The 19,791-nt window shown below is 58.3% G+C and carries 18 protein-coding genes and 1 tRNA gene; 12 read left to right on the top strand and 7 right to left on the bottom strand.

Features of this window, described 5'->3' with window-relative positions:
- Nucleotides 1-30: 30 nt before the first annotated feature.
- On the bottom strand, nucleotides 31-1,041 hold the full coding sequence (gene hemB, locus MPRO_RS03020) for a porphobilinogen synthase (protein ID WP_067286774.1): 1,011 nt from the start codon (nucleotides 1,039-1,041) through the stop codon (nucleotides 31-33).
- Between the two features lie 308 nt (nucleotides 1,042-1,349).
- Here hemB and MPRO_RS03015 point away from each other — a divergent pair, with 308 nt between their 5' ends.
- Nucleotides 1,350-2,228, top strand: a complete 879-nt coding sequence (locus MPRO_RS03015; RefSeq protein WP_067286770.1) for a phosphate/phosphite/phosphonate ABC transporter substrate-binding protein — start codon at nucleotides 1,350-1,352, stop codon at nucleotides 2,226-2,228.
- Nucleotides 2,222-4,366, top strand: coding sequence for a putative bifunctional diguanylate cyclase/phosphodiesterase (locus MPRO_RS03010; RefSeq protein ID WP_067286766.1), 2,145 nt, complete (start codon nucleotides 2,222-2,224; stop codon nucleotides 4,364-4,366). Before MPRO_RS03015 ends, MPRO_RS03010 begins: the two co-directional genes overlap by 7 nt.
- A gap of 73 nt (nucleotides 4,367-4,439) precedes the next feature.
- On the opposite strand, the gene hisF is transcribed toward MPRO_RS03010, so the two are convergent.
- The 4 genes from hisF to hisB all read right to left on the bottom strand — a co-directional run bounded on the left by hisF (nucleotide 4,440) and on the right by hisB (nucleotide 7,282).
- A complete protein-coding gene (gene hisF / locus MPRO_RS03005) occupies nucleotides 4,440-5,213 on the bottom strand; it encodes an imidazole glycerol phosphate synthase subunit HisF (RefSeq protein WP_067286763.1) in 774 nt (257 codons plus the stop codon).
- 13 nt (nucleotides 5,214-5,226) lie between these two features.
- Complete coding sequence (gene hisA / locus MPRO_RS03000) at nucleotides 5,227-5,964, bottom strand: 1-(5-phosphoribosyl)-5-[(5-phosphoribosylamino)methylideneamino]imidazole-4-carboxamide isomerase (RefSeq protein ID WP_067286758.1); 738 nt, start codon at nucleotides 5,962-5,964, stop codon at nucleotides 5,227-5,229.
- Nucleotides 5,965-6,040: 76 nt separating this feature from the next.
- Nucleotides 6,041-6,688 carry an imidazole glycerol phosphate synthase subunit HisH gene (gene hisH, locus MPRO_RS02995; protein WP_067286755.1) on the bottom strand — a complete coding sequence of 216 codons (648 nt, stop codon included), beginning with the start codon at nucleotides 6,686-6,688 and terminating at the stop codon, nucleotides 6,041-6,043.
- On the bottom strand, nucleotides 6,689-7,282 hold the full coding sequence (gene hisB / locus MPRO_RS02990) for an imidazoleglycerol-phosphate dehydratase HisB (RefSeq protein ID WP_067286751.1): 594 nt from the start codon (nucleotides 7,280-7,282) through the stop codon (nucleotides 6,689-6,691).
- A 188-nt stretch (nucleotides 7,283-7,470) separates the two neighbouring features.
- On the opposite strand from hisB, the gene MPRO_RS02985 reads away from it, so the two are divergent.
- The 10 genes from MPRO_RS02985 (at nucleotide 7,471) to MPRO_RS02940 (ending at nucleotide 17,303) form a co-directional block, all read left to right on the top strand.
- Complete coding sequence (locus MPRO_RS02985) at nucleotides 7,471-9,621, top strand: AsmA family protein (RefSeq protein ID WP_067286748.1); 2,151 nt, start codon at nucleotides 7,471-7,473, stop codon at nucleotides 9,619-9,621.
- Nucleotides 9,621-10,664: an A/G-specific adenine glycosylase gene (gene mutY, locus MPRO_RS02980; RefSeq protein WP_067286745.1), complete on the top strand. Its 1,044-nt coding sequence runs from the start codon at nucleotides 9,621-9,623 to the stop codon at nucleotides 10,662-10,664. The genes MPRO_RS02985 and mutY overlap by 1 nt, the downstream gene beginning before the upstream one ends.
- A gap of 148 nt (nucleotides 10,665-10,812) precedes the next feature.
- A complete protein-coding gene (locus MPRO_RS02975) occupies nucleotides 10,813-11,091 on the top strand; it encodes an oxidative damage protection protein (RefSeq protein ID WP_067286742.1) in 279 nt (92 codons plus the stop codon).
- 187 nt (nucleotides 11,092-11,278) lie between these two features.
- The gene (locus tag MPRO_RS02970) at nucleotides 11,279-14,074 is read left to right on the top strand and encodes a monovalent cation/H+ antiporter subunit A (protein WP_067286739.1); all 2,796 of its coding nucleotides are present in this window, start codon (nucleotides 11,279-11,281) and stop codon (nucleotides 14,072-14,074) included.
- Nucleotides 14,074-14,427 (top strand): Na+/H+ antiporter subunit C, encoded by a 354-nt coding sequence (locus MPRO_RS02965; protein WP_067286732.1) that lies wholly within the window; start codon nucleotides 14,074-14,076, stop codon nucleotides 14,425-14,427. The genes MPRO_RS02970 and MPRO_RS02965 overlap by 1 nt, the downstream gene beginning before the upstream one ends.
- Before the next feature lies 1 nt (nucleotide 14,428).
- Nucleotides 14,429-15,952, top strand: a complete 1,524-nt coding sequence (locus MPRO_RS02960) for a monovalent cation/H+ antiporter subunit D (protein WP_067286729.1) — start codon at nucleotides 14,429-14,431, stop codon at nucleotides 15,950-15,952.
- A gap of 1 nt (nucleotide 15,953) precedes the next feature.
- On the top strand, nucleotides 15,954-16,442 hold the full coding sequence (locus MPRO_RS02955; protein WP_067286725.1) for a Na+/H+ antiporter subunit E: 489 nt from the start codon (nucleotides 15,954-15,956) through the stop codon (nucleotides 16,440-16,442).
- The gene (locus MPRO_RS02950) at nucleotides 16,436-16,705 is read left to right on the top strand and encodes a K+/H+ antiporter subunit F (RefSeq protein WP_067286722.1); all 270 of its coding nucleotides are present in this window, start codon (nucleotides 16,436-16,438) and stop codon (nucleotides 16,703-16,705) included. The genes MPRO_RS02955 and MPRO_RS02950 overlap by 7 nt, the downstream gene beginning before the upstream one ends.
- Nucleotides 16,706-16,759: 54 nt before the next feature.
- Nucleotides 16,760-17,110, top strand: a complete 351-nt coding sequence (locus MPRO_RS02945) for a Na+/H+ antiporter subunit G (protein ID WP_067286718.1) — start codon at nucleotides 16,760-16,762, stop codon at nucleotides 17,108-17,110.
- 117 nt (nucleotides 17,111-17,227) lie between these two features.
- Nucleotides 17,228-17,303, top strand: a tRNA-Phe gene (locus tag MPRO_RS02940).
- A gap of 893 nt (nucleotides 17,304-18,196) precedes the next feature.
- Here the strand turns inward: MPRO_RS02940 and MPRO_RS02930 are convergent.
- Together MPRO_RS02930 and MPRO_RS02925 are read right to left on the bottom strand one after the other, a co-directional pair.
- Entirely contained in the window at nucleotides 18,197-18,559 is a 363-nt protein-coding gene (locus tag MPRO_RS02930; RefSeq protein WP_158651736.1) for a hypothetical protein, read from the bottom strand.
- A 403-nt stretch (nucleotides 18,560-18,962) separates the two neighbouring features.
- Complete coding sequence (locus tag MPRO_RS02925; RefSeq protein WP_067286708.1) at nucleotides 18,963-19,670, bottom strand: FadR/GntR family transcriptional regulator; 708 nt, start codon at nucleotides 19,668-19,670, stop codon at nucleotides 18,963-18,965.
- Between the last annotated feature and the right edge of the window lie 121 nt (nucleotides 19,671-19,791).

The following is a 19,791-nucleotide window of genomic DNA, read 5'->3' as shown; positions in this document are numbered from 1 at the left end:
AGGCCTGTGCCCGGGTGTGCGCCGGCCCTTTTATTCGTTGAGTGCCCGCGCAGCGCGCTTGGCAAAATAGGTAAGCACGCCGTCGGCACCGGCGCGCTTGAATGCCAGCAGGGATTCAAGCGTGACCGAGCGCTCGTCCAGCCAGCCGTTCTGGAAGGCGGCCATGTGCATGGCGTACTCGCCGCTGACCTGATAGACGAAGGTCGGCGCCTTGAGCTCTTCTTTCACTCTGCGCACTATATCGAGGTAGGGCATGCCGGGCTTGACCATCACCATATCGGCGCCTTCCGCCAGATCCATGGCGACTTCGTGCAGTGCTTCGTCACTGTTGGCCGGATCCATCTGATAGCTGAACTTGTTGCTCTTGCCCAGATTTGCCGCTGAGCCCACGGCATCACGGAAGGGGCCGTAGTAGGCACTCGCGTACTTGGCGGAATAGGCCATGATACGGGTGTTGACGTGATTCTCGGCTTCCAGCATGTCACGGATGGCAACAATGCGGCCGTCCATCATATCACTCGGTGCCACTATATCGGCGCCGGCGTCGGCGTGGGACAGCGCCTGGCGCACCAGGGTTTCAACAGTACGGTCATTCAGCACATAGCCGTTGGCATCAATGATGCCGTCCTGGCCGTGGGTGGTGAAGGGGTCCAGGGCTACATCGGTGATAATCCCCAGGTCCGGGCAGGCATCCTTTACCGCACGGACTGCGCGCTGGGCCAGGCCATCCGGGTTCCAGGATTCCTCGGCCAGCTCGGATTTGGCGCTGGCCGGAGTGACGGGAAACAGGGCTATGGCGGGAATGCCGAGGGCTTGTACCTCGCGGGCATCCTTCACAAGGCGGTCGATGGTCATGCGCTCGATACCGGGCATGGAGGCAATCGTTTCGGTTTGATCCTTGCCCTCGATGACAAACACCGGGTAGATAAGGTCATTCGGTGTCAGCTGGTTCTCGCACATCAGGCGGCGCGAAAAGCTGTCAGCACGCATGCGTCGCAGGCGGGTTTGCGGGTACATGCGCTGGCTGTCGTTAAAGGCCACGGGAAACTACCTCTTGTCTGATCAATGATTAGATCGCGTTTGTGTGACAGCCGGATAACAGATGCCAAAACGGGTTGGCCCCTGGCGGCTGCAACAGGGTTAAGCCAATGATACGCCGAGCACCGGTTGGCGGGAACCGCGCGCGGGGTTCTGGTGCTCTGCCATGGGGGTTTAGACGCCCTGTGCAGGACTAAATACGGCGGTCTGTGGCGGCGGGGTGATGTCTTTAAGCTGTGCTAAAGCCTTTTATTTTTCAATAAATTCAAGTACTTTGACCTTCCGGTCAATCGTACAATGCGAAGAATAAGATGCTGTCACGACTGATACCCTTACTGCTGGGGCTGGCACTGTGCTCCGGGGCCGAAGCCCGAGTGCTGGTGCTCGGGCAGGTGAGTGAAAAACCTGGCAAGGACTACGAACAACTGCGCCCGATGGCGGAGTACGCCGCCCTGCAGCTGGCTCCCCTGGGTATCACCTCTGCCGAGGTGCGGCTCTATCCGCAGGCCGCCGATCTGGCGGCGGCGATGCGCCGAGGCGAAGTAGATTGGGTCAGCGAAACCCCTTATACCGCAGCTCGTTTGGTGCACGAGGCGGGTGCCCGGCTGTTGTTGCGCAAGTGGAAAAACGGTCAGCGGGACTATCAGGCGATTATCTACACCCGGGCGGACTCACCGGTGTACAGTCTTGCTGACCTGGTGGGCCGGACTATTACCTTTGAGCACGCCGACTCCTTCAGCAGTTATTATCTGCCCCGGCAGTTGCTGGAAAATCAGGGGATGGCGCTGAGTCCGATGCTGGATATGCATCAGTCGCCAGTACCTGGGCGCGTCAACTATATTTTCAGTCGTAACGAGCGCAACAACGCACACTGGGTACACAAGTCGCTCATTGTTGCCGGTGCGCTGAATAACAATGACTGGGAAAACCCGGCCCGGGTGCCGGCGGCGCTGCGAGATGAATTACGCATCATTTTTCGCTCAGCTTCCTACCCGCGGGCACTGGAGCTGGTATCCGCCACACTGGAGCCCGAACTTATGACTGCGTTGCAATATCTGTTACAGCGCATGACGCCAGAAAGCGCCCCCGATGTGCTGGCGCGTTACGAACACACGACCGGCTTTGAGCCGATACTGCCGGATGATATGCAATTGCTGAATGACATCTATCAAAGTAGTCGCGCGTGGTAGGCCTGCTGCGCCGCTCCATCGCTACCCGCTACGGCGCCATTTTGATGCTGATCACCTTTGGCGCCAGCAGTGCACTGCTGGTGTTTTCACTCTATGTTCTGCAAGGGGTCTACAACCGCGTCAGTAGCGTCGGGCAGGACGCGATCGAGGCCAGTATCGTGCGTCAGGTCAGCCGCGATGCCCTGCTGCTTGGCGAGACACTGGCCAATGGTCTGTCGGATCCCCTGTACCTGCAGGACTTCAGCGAAATTCAGGGCATACTGTCGCAGCTTATGGACCGTGCCGAAATCGGCTACATCTATGTCTACGATATGGACAGGCGCATTCTCCACGATGGTACCACTGACTTGCTGTCCTATGGCGAGCCCCTGGGAGCTCGTGTGCCTGCCGGGCTGGGGAATCATTTCAAGCCCGGTGCGCGCCCGCTGGGGCAGTATCTGCATGTGGTTTACCCTATCAAATCAGGCTCTGCCATTCAGGGTGCAGTGCGTTTCTCTATGTCCTACAGCGCAGCCCAGACTGATATCGACAAGGCTTCCCAGCAGTTGACCAAGACGCTGGGAGGTCTGCGGCAGGAGGTGAAGCTGATACTGCTGATTGGTTTTGTCCTGCTGGTGCTGTTTACGCTGTCGCTATCGGTGGCGGTGGGTCGCTGCCTGACGCGGCCGCTGAAGGAGCTGGCGGCACGCAGTCGGGAGTTTCGTGCCCATGATGACCGTGTCCGCTTCAATCTGGAACGTGAAGATGAAGTCGGTGAGCTGGCCGATGCTCTGGAGCAGATGCGCCTGCGGGTGCAGAGCAGTCACGCCGAAGTGTCGCGCCTGGCGTTCCACGACCCCCTGACCGGACTGGCCAATAGACGCCTGCTGCAGCAGGAGCTCGAAAGCATGCTGCTGGACTGCGAGGAGCGGGGTGAATCCCTGGCGATGATGTTTATAGACCTGGATCATTTCAAACAGGTCAATGATGGTGCCGGTCACGATGTTGGTGATCAGGTACTCAAGGTGGTGGCGGCACGCTTGCAGCAACTGGTGGTTGATGCCTCACTGGATGGGGTGGTCAGTGGTGCCAAACCGCTGATCGCGCGTTTGGGCGGGGATGAGTTCACCCTGGTATTTCCGCTGTGTGACAGCGCCTGCACCGATACCCTGGCCCAGCGTGTCAGCGATCTCTTTGCTGAGCCTGTCAGCTTTGGTGGGGAGCGCTTCAGTGTGTCGGCCAGTATTGGCGTTACCCTCTACCCTGACGATGGTAAAACGGCCCAGGACATGATGCGCCACGCAGATATTGCCATGTATGCCGCCAAGCACGCCGGGCGACACCAGTACTGTTTCTTTCGCCAGGACATGACAACACAGCTGCAGGATCATCTAATGGTCTTGCAGGGAATTGACGAAGCGATCAGCGAATCGCAGCTGTTTCTCGAATTTCAGCCTATTTACGACCTGCAGACTAATCAAATCAGTGGCGCGGAAGCGCTGATTCGCTGGAATCATCCTGAGCACGGCTTGGTGCCGCCCGGGCGCTTTATCCCCATCGTCGAAGATTCTGATCGCATTGAAGCCCTGACACTCTGGGTAATGGAGCGCAGCTGCAGGGCGCTGCACAGGCACATTCTGCCGCAGATGGCGGACTTCAAACTGTCGCTGAACGTATCCGGGGTGGCGCTGCAGTCCGATCGGCTGCGTGACGGCATTCTTGAAATACTGTTGCGTGAGAAGGTGCCCCCGCGCAATCTGCGTATCGAAATTACCGAAACCACCATGATGCGCAATGTCGAGAAGTGTGCCGAAACGCTGCGACACTGGCAGCACGCGGGTCTGCGTGTGCTGATTGATGATTTCGGTACCGGCTACTCGTCCCTGAGCTATCTGACTACTCTGCCGATCGACGGTCTCAAAGTTGATCGCAGCTTTATCAATAACCAGGTACCTGGCAATTACTGTCCGGTGGTGGAGGCGATACTGGCGCTGTCCAAATCACTGGGCATTCAGTCCATCGCCGAAGGCGTGGAAACGGAATATCAGTTACAGGTCCTGCGGGAAATGAAGGCCACCCATGCCCAGGGTTATCTGCTGGGTCGCCCGATGGCGCTGGAGCAACTGCTGGAGCGGCTGGGAGAGGTCGAGGTCGGCTAGGAGGCTGTAAGCCGTAAGCCGTAAGCTGAAAGGCGAGCGACACCGGGCGGTGTCACTCGCAGGAAGAGCGGTGTCAGAGGCGTACTTCGATACCGCGCTCGCGCATATAGGCCTTGGCCTGGGGAATGCTGTATTCGTTGAAGTGGAAAATGGATGCCGCCAGCACCGCATCGGCCTTGCCTTCAACGCAGCCGGCCACCAGGTGATCCAGGTTGCCAACGCCACCGGAGGCGATAACAGGCACATGCACCGCTTCAGAAATGGCGCGGGTCACACCCAGGTCAAAGCCGTTCTTGGTGCCGTCGCGATCCATCGAGGTCAGCAGGATTTCTCCGGCGCCAAACTCCACCATCTTGCGTGACCACTCTACCGCATCAAGCCCGGTGGGCTTGCGTCCGCCGTGGGTAAAAATTTCCCAGCGATCTACCTCGCCCTGCAGCGAAACCTTCTTGGCATCGATGGCGACCACTATGCACTGCGAGCCAAAGCGCTGTGCGGCTTCGCGCACGAACTCGGGGTTGAACACCGCCGCGGTGTTGATGGAGACCTTGTCGGCGCCGGCATTGAGCATGCGGCGGATATCGTCACAGGTACGAATACCGCCACCGACGGTGAGAGGGATAAACACCTGGGAGGCCATTTTCTCGACCGTGTGCACCATAGTGTCACGGCCTTCGTGGCTGGCCGTAATATCGAGAAAGGTGATCTCGTCGGCGCCCTGCTCGTCGTACTTGCGGGCAATCTCGACCGGATCACCGGCGTCGCGGATATCAAGGAACTGCACGCCCTTGACGACACGGCCGTGCTCGACATCGAGACAGGGAATGATACGTTTGGCCAATGCCATGGCGGTACTTCCTTCAGTTGCCGAGTTGGTCGCAGAGCTGCTGGGCCTGGGCGACGTCCAGCGTGCCTTCGTAAATGGCGCGTCCGGTGATGGCTCCCAGAATGCCCTGATCCGCCACAGCGGCCAGTGCATGGATATCGTTGATATCGGTGACGCCGCCGGAGGCGATAATCGGAATACCGCATTCACGGGCCAGTTCCGCCGTGGCTTCGACGTTGACGCCCTGCATCATGCCGTCACGGCTGATATCGGTGTAAACGATGGACGACACACCGTCGTCACGAAAACGCTTGGCCAGATCGATCGCCTTGACGCTGGATATCTCGGCCCAGCCATCGGTGGCCACGTAGCCGTCCTGGGCGTCGATGCCAACGATAATGTGGCCCGGGAAACGCTTGCACATTTCAGTGACGAAATCGGGCTCCTTCACCGCCTTGGTGCCGATGATGACGTAATCGACGCCGGCCGCCAGGTAGGCTTCGATGGTTTCGGCGCTGCGAATGCCGCCGCCGATCTGGATCGGCAGGTCCGGGTAGGCCTTGGCGATGGCGCTAACGATTTCGCCATTGACCGGCGTGCCGGCGAAAGCGCCGTTCAGGTCAACCAGGTGCAGCCTGCGGCAACCGGCGTCGACCCATTTGGCCGCCATTTCTACCGGGTTGTCGGAGAATACGGTGGAGTCGTCCATCCGGCCCTGACGCAGGCGCACGCATTTACCGTCTTTCAGATCAATCGCAGGGATAATAAGCATAATGGTCTCGCTGATCGTTTGATGCCGGTGGCAGCCTCTGTGTCATTGGCCGTCACCGCCGTTCAGAATGGGTGGGCTACAGGCTGCCGTCCCAGTTCAGGAAATTCTTCAGCAGCTGCAGCCCGGCTTTCTGGCTCTTCTCCGGGTGAAACTGGGTGGCGAACACGTTCTTGTGCTGCAGGGCGACATCAAAGGCCGTGCCGTATTCGCAGGTGGCGGCAACCTGATCGCGCTGGCCCAGCTGCACATGGTAGCTGTGCACGAAGTAGAAACGGCTGCCGTTGTCGATTTCGGCCCAGAGCGGATGGTCGCCGGTCTGCTCGACGCAGTTCCAGCCCATGTGCGGCACCTTGAGCTTTTCACCGGCGCTGTCTTTCAGGCTGTCGCCGAAAAAACGCACCTGGCCATCGAACTGGCCGAGGCAGTCGACGCCACCATTTTCTTCCGAGTGCTGCATTAGGGCCTGATAGCCGACGCAGATGCCCAGAAACGGCTTGCCGGAGGCAATGGCTTCGGCCACTTCGCTGTCGACGCCCAGGCGGCGAATTTCCGCCATGCAGTCACGGATGGCGCCCACGCCCGGCAAGAGTACCCGATCTGCGCTGCGTATCAGCTCGGGATCGGCGGTGACCCGCACCTCAACACCCGGCTGTACAAACTCCAGCGCCTTGGCGACGGAGTGCAAGTTACCCATGCCGTAATCGATAACAGCAATACTCGACATTTACAGGCTTCCCTTGGTCGAGGGCACCGTATTGGCGGCACGTGGGTCGATCTGCAGCGCAAAGCGTACCGCGCGGCCGAAGGCCTTGAAGATGGTCTCAGCCTGGTGGTGGGCGTTAAAGCCTTTCAGGTTGTCGATATGCAGGGTGACACCGGCATGGTTGACGAAACCCTGGAAGAACTCCCAGAACAGCTGGGTGTCGAGTCGGCCAATGGAGGCGCGGGTGAACTCAACGTCCATGTGCAGACCGGGGCGGCCGGAGAAATCGATAGTCACACGGGACAGGGCTTCATCCAGCGGCACATAGGCGTGGCCATAGCGCATGATGCCCTTCTTGTCGCCCACGGCCTTGGCGACCGCCTGACCCAGGGTGATACCTATATCTTCGACGGTGTGATGGTCATCGATATGGATGTCACCGACACAGTGAATATCCAGATCCAGCAGGCCGTGACGGGCGATCTGGTCGAGCATGTGTTCGAGGAACGGAACCCCGGTATCAGCATTCAGTTTGCCACTGCCGTCGAGATTGACTGAGACGGTGATTTTCGTCTCCAGTGTATTGCGGGTGACCGTGGCGGTACGCTCTGCCATGGGGGGCTCCAGATAGCTTGATCAAGGCGGCGATTATACAACTAACTCAGGGGCGGCGCACGACCCGGCATGGCGGATGCTTCTGGTATCCTTAAGAAGGCCGGTGAAGCCAGGTTTGGCAAGCTAAAACGTTGCTTCCTGACGGGATCCTATTATGCTGGCGCACTGATATATGAATGGAGGCAGCCATGAAAGGCTTGACGAAACTGGTACTGGGCCTGGTAGGGCTGGTGGTCATCCTGATTGCGACAGCAGGGATTCTGCTCGGCGTTTTTTTTGAACCCAACGATTACAAGGCCGATATTGAGCAGCTGGCGCTTGATAAAGCCGGGCTGGAGCTGAGCATAGACGGCGATATCGGCTGGTCGGTATTCCCGTGGCTGGGGCTGGAGATCAGCCAGGTCAAGCTGCAGTATCCGCAGCAGCCGGCGCTGGCAAGCCTGGCGCAGGCGCATGTATCGGTGAAATTGCTGCCGCTGCTGTCCAGCCAGGTCGAAATGAGCAGCATTATGGTCCAGGGGCTGGATCTTAATCTGGTACAGGCCGCTGATGGCAGCAACAACTGGTCCCTTCCCGGCGCGGATAAGACGCAGGCCGAAGGCCGCGGTGATGCAGGCGAAGCTACAGATGGCAGCGCGGATCTTTCACTGGATATAGAGAGCATTGCCGTCAGTAATGGCCGTATCGTTTACGCTGACCTCAAAGCCGGCACACGGGTGCAGCTGCAGGAACTGGCACTGACGTCTGGCCGTATCCGCCAGGGCGAATACTTCCCGCTCGATCTGAGCTTCAAACTGGATCAATCCGCCGGTGACGCCGCGCCTACACTGAGCGCCGATGCCAGCCTCAAGGCCGAGGTTCAGCTCGACCCGCTGACGCAGCAGTATCGCCTGCGCGGCCTGGACAGCAGCGTGCAACTGCGTCTGACCGAGCTCGGTGACAAGCCGGTGGAGATTAAACTTAGCGGTGATGTATCCGCCGACCTGGTCGCACAGCTGGCCCGTATCGACAATCTGAACCTGAGTCTTGCCAGCCTTAAAGCCAGTGGCTCACTGTCGCTGCAGGATTTTGCCGAGCCGGCGCTCGGCGGCGAGCTCAAGCTGGCCGAATTCAATCCGCGCAGCCTGCTTGAACTGCTCGGTCAGCCGCTGCCCGCCATGCAGGATGACAAGGCGCTGACCAAGCTGTCTCTGAGCGCCGTGCTGGGTGGCTCGACGAGCCAGGTCAGTCTCAAACCGCTGACCCTGACGCTGGATGACACCCACTTCAGTGGCGCCCTGGCTTACAGTCTGGCCGATGGTGGCATCAGTCTGGATCTGAATGGTGGAGCCCTCAACGCCGATCGTTACCTGCCCCCTCAGAGCGAGAGCGCAGAGGGTGCTCAAGCCGCGTCGGCTGGAAAGGCCGCCACCGGTGAGCGCTACTCCAAAGAAGAGGTCATTCCGGTTGAACCCTTGCGAGCGCTGCTAGTGGATGCCCAGTTCAAGCTGCAGACGCTGCAGCTGTCCGGCATGGAGCTGAGCAATGTTGATCTGGCCGTTAATGCCCGCAACGGCCTGATCAATGCGTCGCGCATCAATGCCAACCTGTTTGGCGGCACGGTACGCAACAGCGCAGTGCTGGATGTACGGAATACGCCGGTGAAGCTCAAATCGAGCAAAACGGTCAGTGGTCTGCAGATAGGTGACCTGCTGCAGGCCCTCAACACCGAAGAAAAACCCGCCATGACCGGCACCCTGAGCAGCCAGGCTGAAGTCAGTGCCCAGGGTCGCTCTGTTCATGCCATCGTCAACAGCCTCAACGGTACTGCCAAGTTTAACGTGGCAGATGGCACCATCAGCGGTATCGACATGGCACAAACCGTCTGCCAGGGCTTCAACAACCTTGCCAGTCTGGGTGTTAATGCCGAGCAGGTTGATGGCTCCACGCCCTTTGCCAATCTGGGCGGTAGTTTCATTATGCGTAATGGCGTGGTGAGCAATGAGGATCTGCAGGCGTCGCTGGATGCCATAGGCCTCAAGGGCAGCGGCTCGGTGGATCTGCCCAAGGCACTGATTGATTACCGTCTGGGTCTGACGATTCAGGAGAATCTGTTCAAGCAGAGTTGTTCGGTCAATAACAAGATCCAGGGCGTTGAATGGCCGGTGAACTGCAAGGGCTCCTTCGATACAGAGCCGGCACAGCTGTGCCGCCCCGATCTGAGCGTGTTCAAGGATCTGCTCAAGGCACGTCTGAAGCAGGATGTGCAGCAGAAGGTGGAAGAAAAGGTTAAGGAAAGCATTCAGGAAAAGCTGGGCGATGATGCCAAGCAGCTACTCAAGGGGCTCTTTGGCAACTGATGACAAGCGAGCAATTCTACACGGCGGTCCTCGACTGGTTTGACCAGCATGGCCGCCATGATTTGCCTTGGCAGGCGGATAAAAGCAGCTACCACACCTGGATTTCGGAAATCATGTTGCAGCAGACGCAGGTTGCAACGGTGATTCCCTATTTCGAGCGTTTTATTGCCCGATTCCCCGATGTAGAAACGCTGGCAGCGGCGGATCAGGACGAGGTACTGCACCTCTGGACGGGCCTGGGTTATTACGCCCGGGCCCGCAACCTGCACAAGACAGCGGGCATTGTCGCCCGCGAGTTCGGCGGCTGCTTTCCCCAGACTGTTGAGGGGCTGGAGGCGCTGCCGGGCATCGGCCGTTCCACCGCAGGTGCCATTCTGTCGATCTCGACCGGCAAGCGCGCCGCCATTCTGGATGGCAACGTCAAGCGGGTGCTGGCACGCTTTTATGCCCTGGACGGCTGGACGGGCAGTACCGCGGTGATGCAGGAACTCTGGGTCTATGCCGAGCGCAATACACCCTGGCAGCGCGTGGCGGACTATACCCAGGCCATGATGGACCTGGGGGCGACCCTGTGCAGCCGCAGCAAGCCTGCCTGCGGGCGCTGTCCGCTGCAGAGCGATTGTGCGGCCCATGCCCAGGGGCGCACCGGTGAGCTGCCGATGCCAAGGCCGAAAAAGGTGCTGCCGGTGCGCCAGACGCTGATGCTGATGGTGCAGAACGACGCCGGTGAAATACTGCTGCAGCAACGCCCGCCAAGCGGCCTATGGGGCGGTCTCTGGAGTTTGCCCCAGGCAGCGGATCTGCGCGATGCTGAACGTGAAACCGGCCTTGCGCTGGACCTCGACAGCGCTCGGGTACTGGCGCCGCTGCGACATACCTTCAGTCACTTTCATCTGGATATAACGCCGGTGCTGGTGCGACCCAGTGACGCAGATGCGGTCATGGAAGGGGCGCCTTTACTCTGGTATAACATACAGCGGCCTGCCAGCGTGGGCCTTGCCGCACCGGTAAAACGGCTGCTGGCGGCCTGTCAGGCGGGTTAAGCTGACTGCCTGTGTGAGCCCAAGGGCTTCACACTCAGAGATATGTGCGCCCGAGCTTTTGGATCAACGAGCCTGTGGCGTGACGGACAACTCAGAGCCTGAGTCTGTTTGTCCACAAGGTTAAAACGTAATTTATTCGGAGACACCGATGACCCGTACCGTATTCTGCCGCAAGTACCAACAGGAGCTGGAAGGTCTAGCGCGTCCGCCCTATCCCGGCCCCAAGGGCATGGATATCTACGAGCATATATCCCAGAAAGCCTGGACTGAGTGGACTGCCCATCAGACGCTGCTGATCAACGAGAAGCACCTGAACATGATGGACCCTTCGACCCGCGAATTTTTGCAAAAGGAAATGGATAAATTCATGCGCGGCGATGATTACGCCAAGGCAGAAGGTTACGTAGCGCCTAGCGACGCATCCTGATTTCGAGGGGCTTGGGCACTTATTCCGAAATATTGCAGGGCCGGCGGCTATATCCGCCGGTCGGGCCTGCTCATACGGGCAGTTACCTGTATCGGAGTGATGTCGCCAGCCTCGTCGCCATGATACCGGGCCGCTGGTTTTTGGCCCGCTCACGACCAATTTTGCCTGAAACAGGAATGAACACGGCATGACTCTCATGTGGATACCCTTGCTGCCACTGCTGGGGGCGCTCGTCCCCATTCTGGCGTCGGGCCTGGGACGCACAGCCCTTGCCTGGGCTACGGCGGTACTGCCGGCACTGGCACTAGTGCTGACACTAAGCCTGATTCCCCAGCTTGAGGGCAGCAGTTCGATTCAGGCGCAGCTTGAGTGGCTGCCAGCGCTGGGGCTGAATATCAGCTTTCGTTTTGACGGTCTGGCGCTGCTGTTTTCCATTCTGATTCTGGGCATTGGCCTGCTGGTTATTCTCTACGCGCGCTATTACCTGTCGGCGCAGGATTCCATGGCACGGCTCTATGCCTATCTGATGCTGTTCATGACGGCGATGCTGGGCATAGTGCTGTCGGGCAACCTGCTGCAGCTGTGGATGTTCTGGGAACTGACCAGCATCAGCTCATTTTTGCTAATCGGCTACTGGTGGCACAAGAGCGAGGCCCGTCGCGGTGCCCGCATGGCGTTGACCGTAACCGGTGCCGGCGGTCTTGCGCTGTTGGGCGGCATTCTGCTGCTGGGCAAGATTACCGGTAGCTACGAGCTGGATGTGATTCTGGCCAGCGGCGACCTGATTCGTGCCCATGCCTGGTATCCGGTGACGCTGGTACTGGTGCTGCTGGGTGTCTTTACCAAGTCGGCACAGTTTCCGTTCCATTTCTGGTTGCCCCACGCCATGGCGGCGCCAACCCCTGTCAGCGCCTACCTGCACTCAGCCACCATGGTCAAGGCCGGGCTCTTTCTGATGGCCAGACTCTACCCGGCGCTGTCCGGCACCGAGCTCTGGTTTGCGCTGGTCAGCCTGACCGGTCTTACAACGATGCTGGTAGGCGCTTACTTCGCGCTCTTCAAGCATGATCTCAAGGGTCTGCTGGCCTACTCCACGGTCAGTCATCTGGGTCTGATCACGCTGCTGTTCGGTCTGGGTACCAAGCTGGGCGCTGTGGCAGCGGTGTTCCATATCATCAACCACGCCACCTTCAAGGCGTCCCTGTTCATGGCCGCCGGCATCATCGACCACGAATGCGGTACGCGAGACATGCGCCGCATCAACGGCATGTGGAAATACATGCCCTATACCGCGGCCCTGGCCATGGTGGCGGCATTGGCGATGGCTGGCGTGCCGCTGATGAACGGATTCCTGTCCAAGGAAATGTTCTTTGCCGAAACCCTGCAACAGGACTTCCTGGGGTCTCTATCGTGGATTATTCCGGTGCTGGCAACCCTGGCGGGTATATTCTCGGTAGCCTATTCGACGCGCTTTATTCACGATGTCTTCTTCAACGGCGAGCCGATCAACCTGCCCAGAACACCCCATGAGCCCCCGCGCTATATGAAAGTGCCGGTGGAAATTCTGGTGGCGCTCTGCCTGCTGGTGGGTATATTCCCGAGCCTGGTGGTAGGACCGCTGCTGGCGCTGGCCTCCTCCGCCGTACTGGGCGGTGAGCTGCCCGAGTACAGCCTGGCGATCTGGCATGGCATTAACACGCCACTGATCATGAGTCTGGTGGCCATGTGCGGCGGCTTGCTGGTGTATTTCAACCGCCGCAATATCTATGCATTTCAGAAGCAGTTCCCGGAGTTCAATGCCAATGAGGCCTTTGAGCGCGTGGTGCGTCGTCTGATTGCGTCCGCCACCTGGCTGCTGGAGCGGCTCGATAACGGTTCGCTGCAGCGCTATCTGGTGCTGATGCTGCTGTTGTGGGCGCTGCTGGTGGGGCAGTCAATGCTGGATCTGGTGAACCTGGCCGGCGACAGGCCGCAGTTACCGCTGGACGGGGTTGCCATCGCCATGGCGCTGCTGTTGTGCATCGGTGCTATTGCCACTGTGATTTACAATCGCAACCGGGTCGTGGCGCTGCTGATGCTGTCTGTTGTGGGGCTGGTGGTGTCGCTGGTATTTGCGCGCTTCTCAGCGCCGGATCTGGCACTGACGCAGCTGGTGGTCGAGGTGGTGACGCTGATCCTGCTGATGCTGGCGCTGTTTTTTCTGCCCCAGCGTACACCGCGCGAATCACGTCCGAGCCATATACTGCGGGACCTGTCGCTGTCGATTGTGATCGGTGGCCTGATGGGCTCGATCAGTTACGCCATGATGACTCGCAGCTTCAATCCTATTTCCGACTTCTTCCTGCAGAACAGCAAAACCGGCGGCGGTGGCGACAATGTCGTCAACGTCATTCTGGTGGACTTCCGTGGCTTCGATACCCTGGGCGAAATCACCGTGCTGGGGATAGCGGCACTGGGTATCTACAACCTGCTGGCCGGGCTGCGTCTGTTTATGCCTTCCGGTGATGCCGATGGACGCGGCTGGGCACGGGATCGCCATCCGCTGGTGCTGGCCACCATATCCCAGAGTGTGCTGCCGCTGGCGCTGCTGGTGTCGGTGTTTATCTTCCTGCGCGGCCATAACATGCCCGGCGGTGGTTTTATCGCCGGACTGGTAACGGCTGTGGCGCTGATTCTGCAGTACATGGCCCAGGGCGTGGACTGGATGAAAGCGCGGGTACGGGTGATTTACCCGCGCCTGATAGGCTGCGGAATCCTGCTGTCGACCCTGACCGGGGCTGCCAGCTGGCTGTTCGGCCGACCTTTCCTGACGTCCTGGTTTGGTCACTTCGAGCTGCCGCTGATTGGCGAGTTCGAACTGGCCAGCGCCATGACCTTTGACCTGGGGGTTTACATGACGGTGGTGGGGTCCACGCTGTTGATTCTTGCCAATCTCGGTCAGATGACCACCAGTGAAAGACCCGTGACCAAGGAGCAAGATTGATGGAAGCCCTGTATGCCGTCTGTGTCGGCGTTTTGACTGCCGCAGGTGTCTTCCTGCTGCTGCGCGGGCGCACCTTTCCCGTGGTGGTGGGCCTGACCCTGCTGTCCTATGGTGTGAACCTGTTTCTGTTCGCCACAGGGCGCCTGAATAACAGTGCCGCCGCCGTACTGGGTGCCGGCAGCGATCATGCCGACCCGTTGCCCCAGGCGCTGGTGCTGACCGCGATAGTGATTGGCTTTGCAATGACGGCCTTTGTCGTCATTCTGGCCATGCGTGCCCGGGGAGACTTGGGCAACGATCATGTGGATGGTCGTGTGCCGGAACTGGTACTGGATTCAGAGGAGCGTAACTGAGATGCAGCATCTGATCCTGTTACCGCTTATTCTGCCGCTGCTCGGCGGCTTGCTGATGTTGTTGCCGCCCCTGACCGATAGCCGGGTGCGCCAGCGCAATTTTGCCCTGGTGCTGTCGGCTGCAACCATGCTGATCAGTGTTCTGCTGGTTCAGCAGGCACAGCAGGGAGTGATAGGGGTTTATGCCCTGGGAGACTGGGCCGCACCCTTTGGTATTGTAATGGTGGCCGATCGCCTCAGTACGCTGTTGTTGCTACTGACCTCGGTGCTGGCCTTCTGTTCGCTGCTCTATACCTTTGGCCCGCGGACTGAAGAAGGTTCCTTCTTCCAGCCGCTGTTGCAGTTCCAGATTCTGGGAGTCAACGGCGCCTTCCTGACCGGCGACCTGTTTAACCTGTTCGTATTTTTCGAGATTCTGCTCATCGCCTCCTACGGCCTGCTGATGTTTGGCGGTGGCAAGACGCGTACCCGGGCCGGTCTGCACTATGTGATTCTGAACCTGGCGGGGTCGGCCATCTTCCTGTTTGCGCTGGGCATTCTGTACGGCACCCTGGGCACGCTGAACATCGCCGACCTGGCGCTCAAGGTGCAGCATCTGGATCCCGCTGAAGCGCCTTTGGTGCGCGCTGGTGGCCTGATGCTACTGATCGTGTTCGGGCTCAAGGCCGCCATGTTGCCGCTGCAATTCTGGTTGCCTGCGGCCTACGCGGCCTCGACACCGGCGGTGGCGGCGCTCTTTGCCATCATGACAAAGGTGGGCATCTACGCCATCCTGCGGGTGTTCACGGTGATTTTCGGCGACGCCGCCGGGTCGCTCAGTCATATTGCCGGCCCCTGGCTCTGGCCGCTGGGTCTGATGACGATACTGGTCGGTGCCATCGGTGTGCTGGCTTCGCAGGACCTGCGCCGTCTGATTGCCAATCTGATAATCGTTTCGGTTGGTTCCCTGCTGGCGGTCATTGCGCTGCAGCGTGAAGCCGCCACGGCGGCGGCGCTCTATTACCTGCTGCACAGCACCCTGATCTGTGGCGGCCTTTTCCTGCTGTCCGATCTGATAGCGCGCCAGCGCGGCAAGGTAGGCGACCGGCTGGTACCAGGGCGTGGCGTCGGGCAGGGACGACTGCTGGGTTCGCTGTTCTTTATCGGTGCCATTGCGGTTATCGGCATGCCGCCGCTGGCGGGCTTCCTCGGTAAGGTGCTGATGCTTAGCGCCGCCAGCAGCGTCGCTGAAATGAGCTGGCTCTGGCCACTGGTGCTGGGTAGCAGTCTGGTGGCACTGATAACCCTGTCCCGCGCCGGCAGTACCCTGTTCTGGAACCCGGCGGGCAAGCCTGTCGAGATTATGCGGGCCCATCCAGTGCAACTGCTGGCAACCGTATTGCTACTGTCCATGCCGCTGCTGTTATCGGTCTTTGCCGGGCCTGTTACGCATATGGCGGCCGCTACGGCGCAGCAACTGCATGACGTGCAGGGCCAGATCGGCAGCGTTTTGCAGCCGGTGACTCACTTGGTGGAGGTCAAATAACATGCGTACCTGGTTACCATTGCCCTATACCAGTCTGCTGTTACTGCTGGTCTGGTTGCTGCTGAACCAGACGGTGGCGCCTGGTCACCTGCTGCTGGGATCCGTGCTGGCACTGACGATTCCACTGCTGACAATGCATCTGCGCAACCCTCAGCCTGCCATCCGTCACCCGATCAAGGCGCTGATGTTCCTGTTTCGGGTGCTGTGGGACATTCTGGTGGCCAATATGGAAGTGGCGCGGCTGATGCTGCGGCCAAAACTGAAGCTGCGCCCGGCCTTTGTTGAAGTGCCGCTGGATATCACCCGGGACTTTCCCATTACTGTTCTGGCCAGCACCATTTCACTGACGCCAGGCACCCTGAGTGCCGATGTGTCGGCGGATCGCTCTCGCTTGCTGTTGCACGTGCTGGACCTGGAAGACGAGGCGCAGTTGATCGCCACCATCAAGCATCGCTATGAGACACCGCTGCGGGAGATTTTCGAATGCTGAGTTGGGTCATACCCCTGGTGTTCGCCATGCTTTGCCTGGCGATGCTGATGAACCTCTGGAGCCTGCATACCCGTTCGGGTCTGCCGGACCGGGTACTGGCGCTGGATACGCTGTATATCAACAGCAGTGCGCTGATCATTCTGTTTGGGCTCTGGAAGTCCACCGAGCTTTATTTTGAGGCCGCGCTGCTGATCGCACTGCTGGGCTTTGTCAGCACAGTGGCGGTATGCAAGTACATGCTGCGTGGCGATATTATTGAATAATACCGAGCGCAGCCCAGAGCTGTGCTCCATGTTCATTTTGAGGGAGGCTGGCCTGTGCCATTCTGGTTTGAACTGATTGTCTCGTTGCTGCTGCTAGGTGGTGGCGCCTTCATACTGCTGGGTTCGCTGGGGCTGGTGCGCATGCCGGACTTCTATACGCGCATGCATGCCCCCACCAAGGCCACGACCCTGGGAATGTGGGGGCTGCTGGTCGGCGCCTTGCTGCTGTCGTCCTGGAACAGTGGCGTGTTGAGCATGAATCAACTGCTGATTGCGGTATTCCTGCTGCTGACCACGCCGGTCAGTACCCATATGCTGGCCAAAGGTGCACTACATCATCGGCTTGAGTGGGATAAAAATACCCAGGGCCAGGAGCACGCCAAACGTTTTATGGATGATCAGTGACCAGTGGTTCACCTGGCTCTGTAGTGTTCTGACATTTATCGCAAAACCTATGAAATTTATGGAAATATAGCGTTGACAAGGAGGCCGCCAAAGAGAATAATACGCGCCTCTTGAGTTGCCCGGATAGCTCAGTCGGTAGAGCAGAGGATTGAAAATCCTCGTGTCGGTGGTTCGATTCCGCCTCCGGGCACCAAGTAATACTTAGAAGCCTCGCTAGTCAATAGTGGGGCTTTTTTGTGTCTGGTAGTTCTGTGGGTGAGGCTCCATCGAACCGAGGTTCGATTACTCACACCATCCCTGGTGTTCGCCCTGCGGGTCATCGTCGCTGCGCTCTGATATGCCAAATTGCTCCCGGCAATTTGGTCCGCCTCCGGGCACCAAGTAATACTTAGAAGCCTCGCTAGTAATAGTGGGGCTTTTTTGTGTCTGGTAGATCTGTGGGTAAGGCTCTATCGAACCGAGGTTCGATTACTCACACCATCCCTGGTGTTAGCCCTGCGGGTCATCGTCGCTGCGCTCCGATATGCCAAATTGCTCCCGGCAATTTGGTCCGCCTCCGGGCACCAAGTGCTCTCCAGAGTAATGCTGATTGAAGCCTCCTAGTAATAGTGGGGCTTTTTTGTGTCTGATCGTTTTTAAAGAGGCAATTTGGTGGTTGGTTTTCCCTCCAGTGAAGAAGCCTCCGGGCACCAAGTGTCGTCCAAGGTAATGCTGATTGAAGCCTCGCTAGTCAATAGTGGGGCTTTTTTGTGTCTGGTAGTTCTGTGGGTGAGGCTCCATCGAGCCGAGGTTCGATTACTCACACCATCCCTGGTGTTCGCCCTGCGGGTCATCGTCGCTGCGCTCCGATATGCCAAATTGCTCCCGGCAATTTGGTCCGCCTCCGGGCACCAAGTGCTCTCCAGAGTAATGCTGATTGAAGCCTCCTAGTCATAGTGGGGCTTTTTTGTGTCTGATCGTTTAAGGGCTAGACCCTGTGAGCCGGGGTTCTGCGACTGAGAGATGCAGGGGTATCTTGCGGTCATCAGGCACCCCTCCTGGAGGAGTCCTGAAGCCGCGTTGACTATTGTGAGGAAGTGGGTGCTATTACGGTGCTTTTGAGGCTTCTGCCTTGGTAAAAGCTTCTTCAAAGCGACGCTCGCTTATTTCCATCAGCTTTTTGCCTTCGGCAATTTCGTCTTTGCCCTTGTTGATGGCTTTGTTGCCCTTTTTTACCTCGCTTTCGCCGGAGTCCACCATATCCTCTCCGTCTTCGACGCGCTCTTCGCCGGTTGCGACCAGTTTGGCGCCGCGCTCCCAGTCTTTGGCCAATTGTTGCTTGAGCTTGGCTTCTTCCTGCGTGACTGCGGCCTGCTGCAGCATCAAGTCACTTTTTGTTGGTGTTCCGGAACATCCGGCAAGGGAAAACGCCATGGCACCGATAACACAAACGATCTTCAAATTTGTCATAAAAGAGTCCTCTGTTCCGATGTTTACGCGCACGGGTTTATTTTTTGCCTAAAGGCAATTATTCGACGTGTCGCGATTATTTAAAGCCGGCTGTTTTCGGTCGTTTTCAGGCGCTAACAACTTAACCCTGTTTTTGCAGAGTTACTTTAAGTTGGCTTTATGTAAACTGAATCAGAGCCGGCATACCGATACGTATCCTGTCCAGGATTCGAAATTCTTCAGTATCAATATCGCTCGTTCTGCCTTGGCTGAGCGGCAAAACACATTACGATAATCACCCCCCTGTGTCTATATCGCCTTTCGGCTGCCTGGGGGCTTTAGAGCTGTCAGCTGTCAGCTTACGGCTGAAAGCTGCCGGTTTGCCAGCGGCGGGCAGGCTTTTGTTCATACCTGTGAATATTTTTTAGTCGCTGGTACCTTCGAACATGCGGGTCTTGGCGTTGGTCAGGTGGGCTCGCATGGCAATTTCGGCCCGCGGACCGTCGCCTGCGACTATGGCGTCCAGAATATCATCGTGTTCTTTCTGTACCATTTTCAGGCGTTTTTCCGAAGCCTGTAGCGACAGTGTGCGGGTGATGTTCATGCCTTCTTTTATATTGTCCTGCAGCGACTTCAACACGGTCGAGTAGTAACCATTATTGGCAGCATCGGCAATGGCAATATGGAACTCGAAGTCTTCATCGGTGGCCACGGCGTGGCGCTTGCTGGCTTCGGTCATGGCTTGGGCGGCATTGATAATGCGGTCCAGTTGCTCTTTGGTACGGCGTACAGCGGCAAGGCCGGCGGCACCGCTCTCAATATTGGTTCTGAATTCAAAGCAGCGCTGAATATCCGAGATGCTGGATATTTTGGAAAACTGCAGCACTGTACTGTCAGGGCGCTTTATCACAAAGCTGCCTGAACCCCGCCTGGAGACAACCAGGTTGTCTTCCTTGAGCCGGGTTAAGGATTCCCTGACGACCGGACGCGAAACGTTGTAGATATCGCAGAGCTGGGCTTCGGTGGGCAGCTTTTTATTAACGCTGTATTCGCCGTTGATGATCGCGGTAAGGATCTTTTCATATACCAGCGATGACAGGGATTCCGGCGATTTGATTTTTTGAGTGTTCATGATCTGGGCCAGATAAATTTTACAAATAGTATTTAGGCAGGTCAGTGTTGTCAACGCAGGTCCGCCCAGGTCAGGTCTGGCAAGGGCCACAAATGGGCGCAAATGGGCACAGTCGCGTGCA

It is taken from the genome of Marinobacterium profundum (assembly GCF_001528745.1).
Classification (GTDB): domain Bacteria; phylum Pseudomonadota; class Gammaproteobacteria; order Pseudomonadales; family Balneatricaceae; genus Marinobacterium_A; species Marinobacterium_A profundum.
Note: the sequence above shows the minus strand (reverse complement) of the source record. Positions and strands in the feature narration are given on the sequence as shown.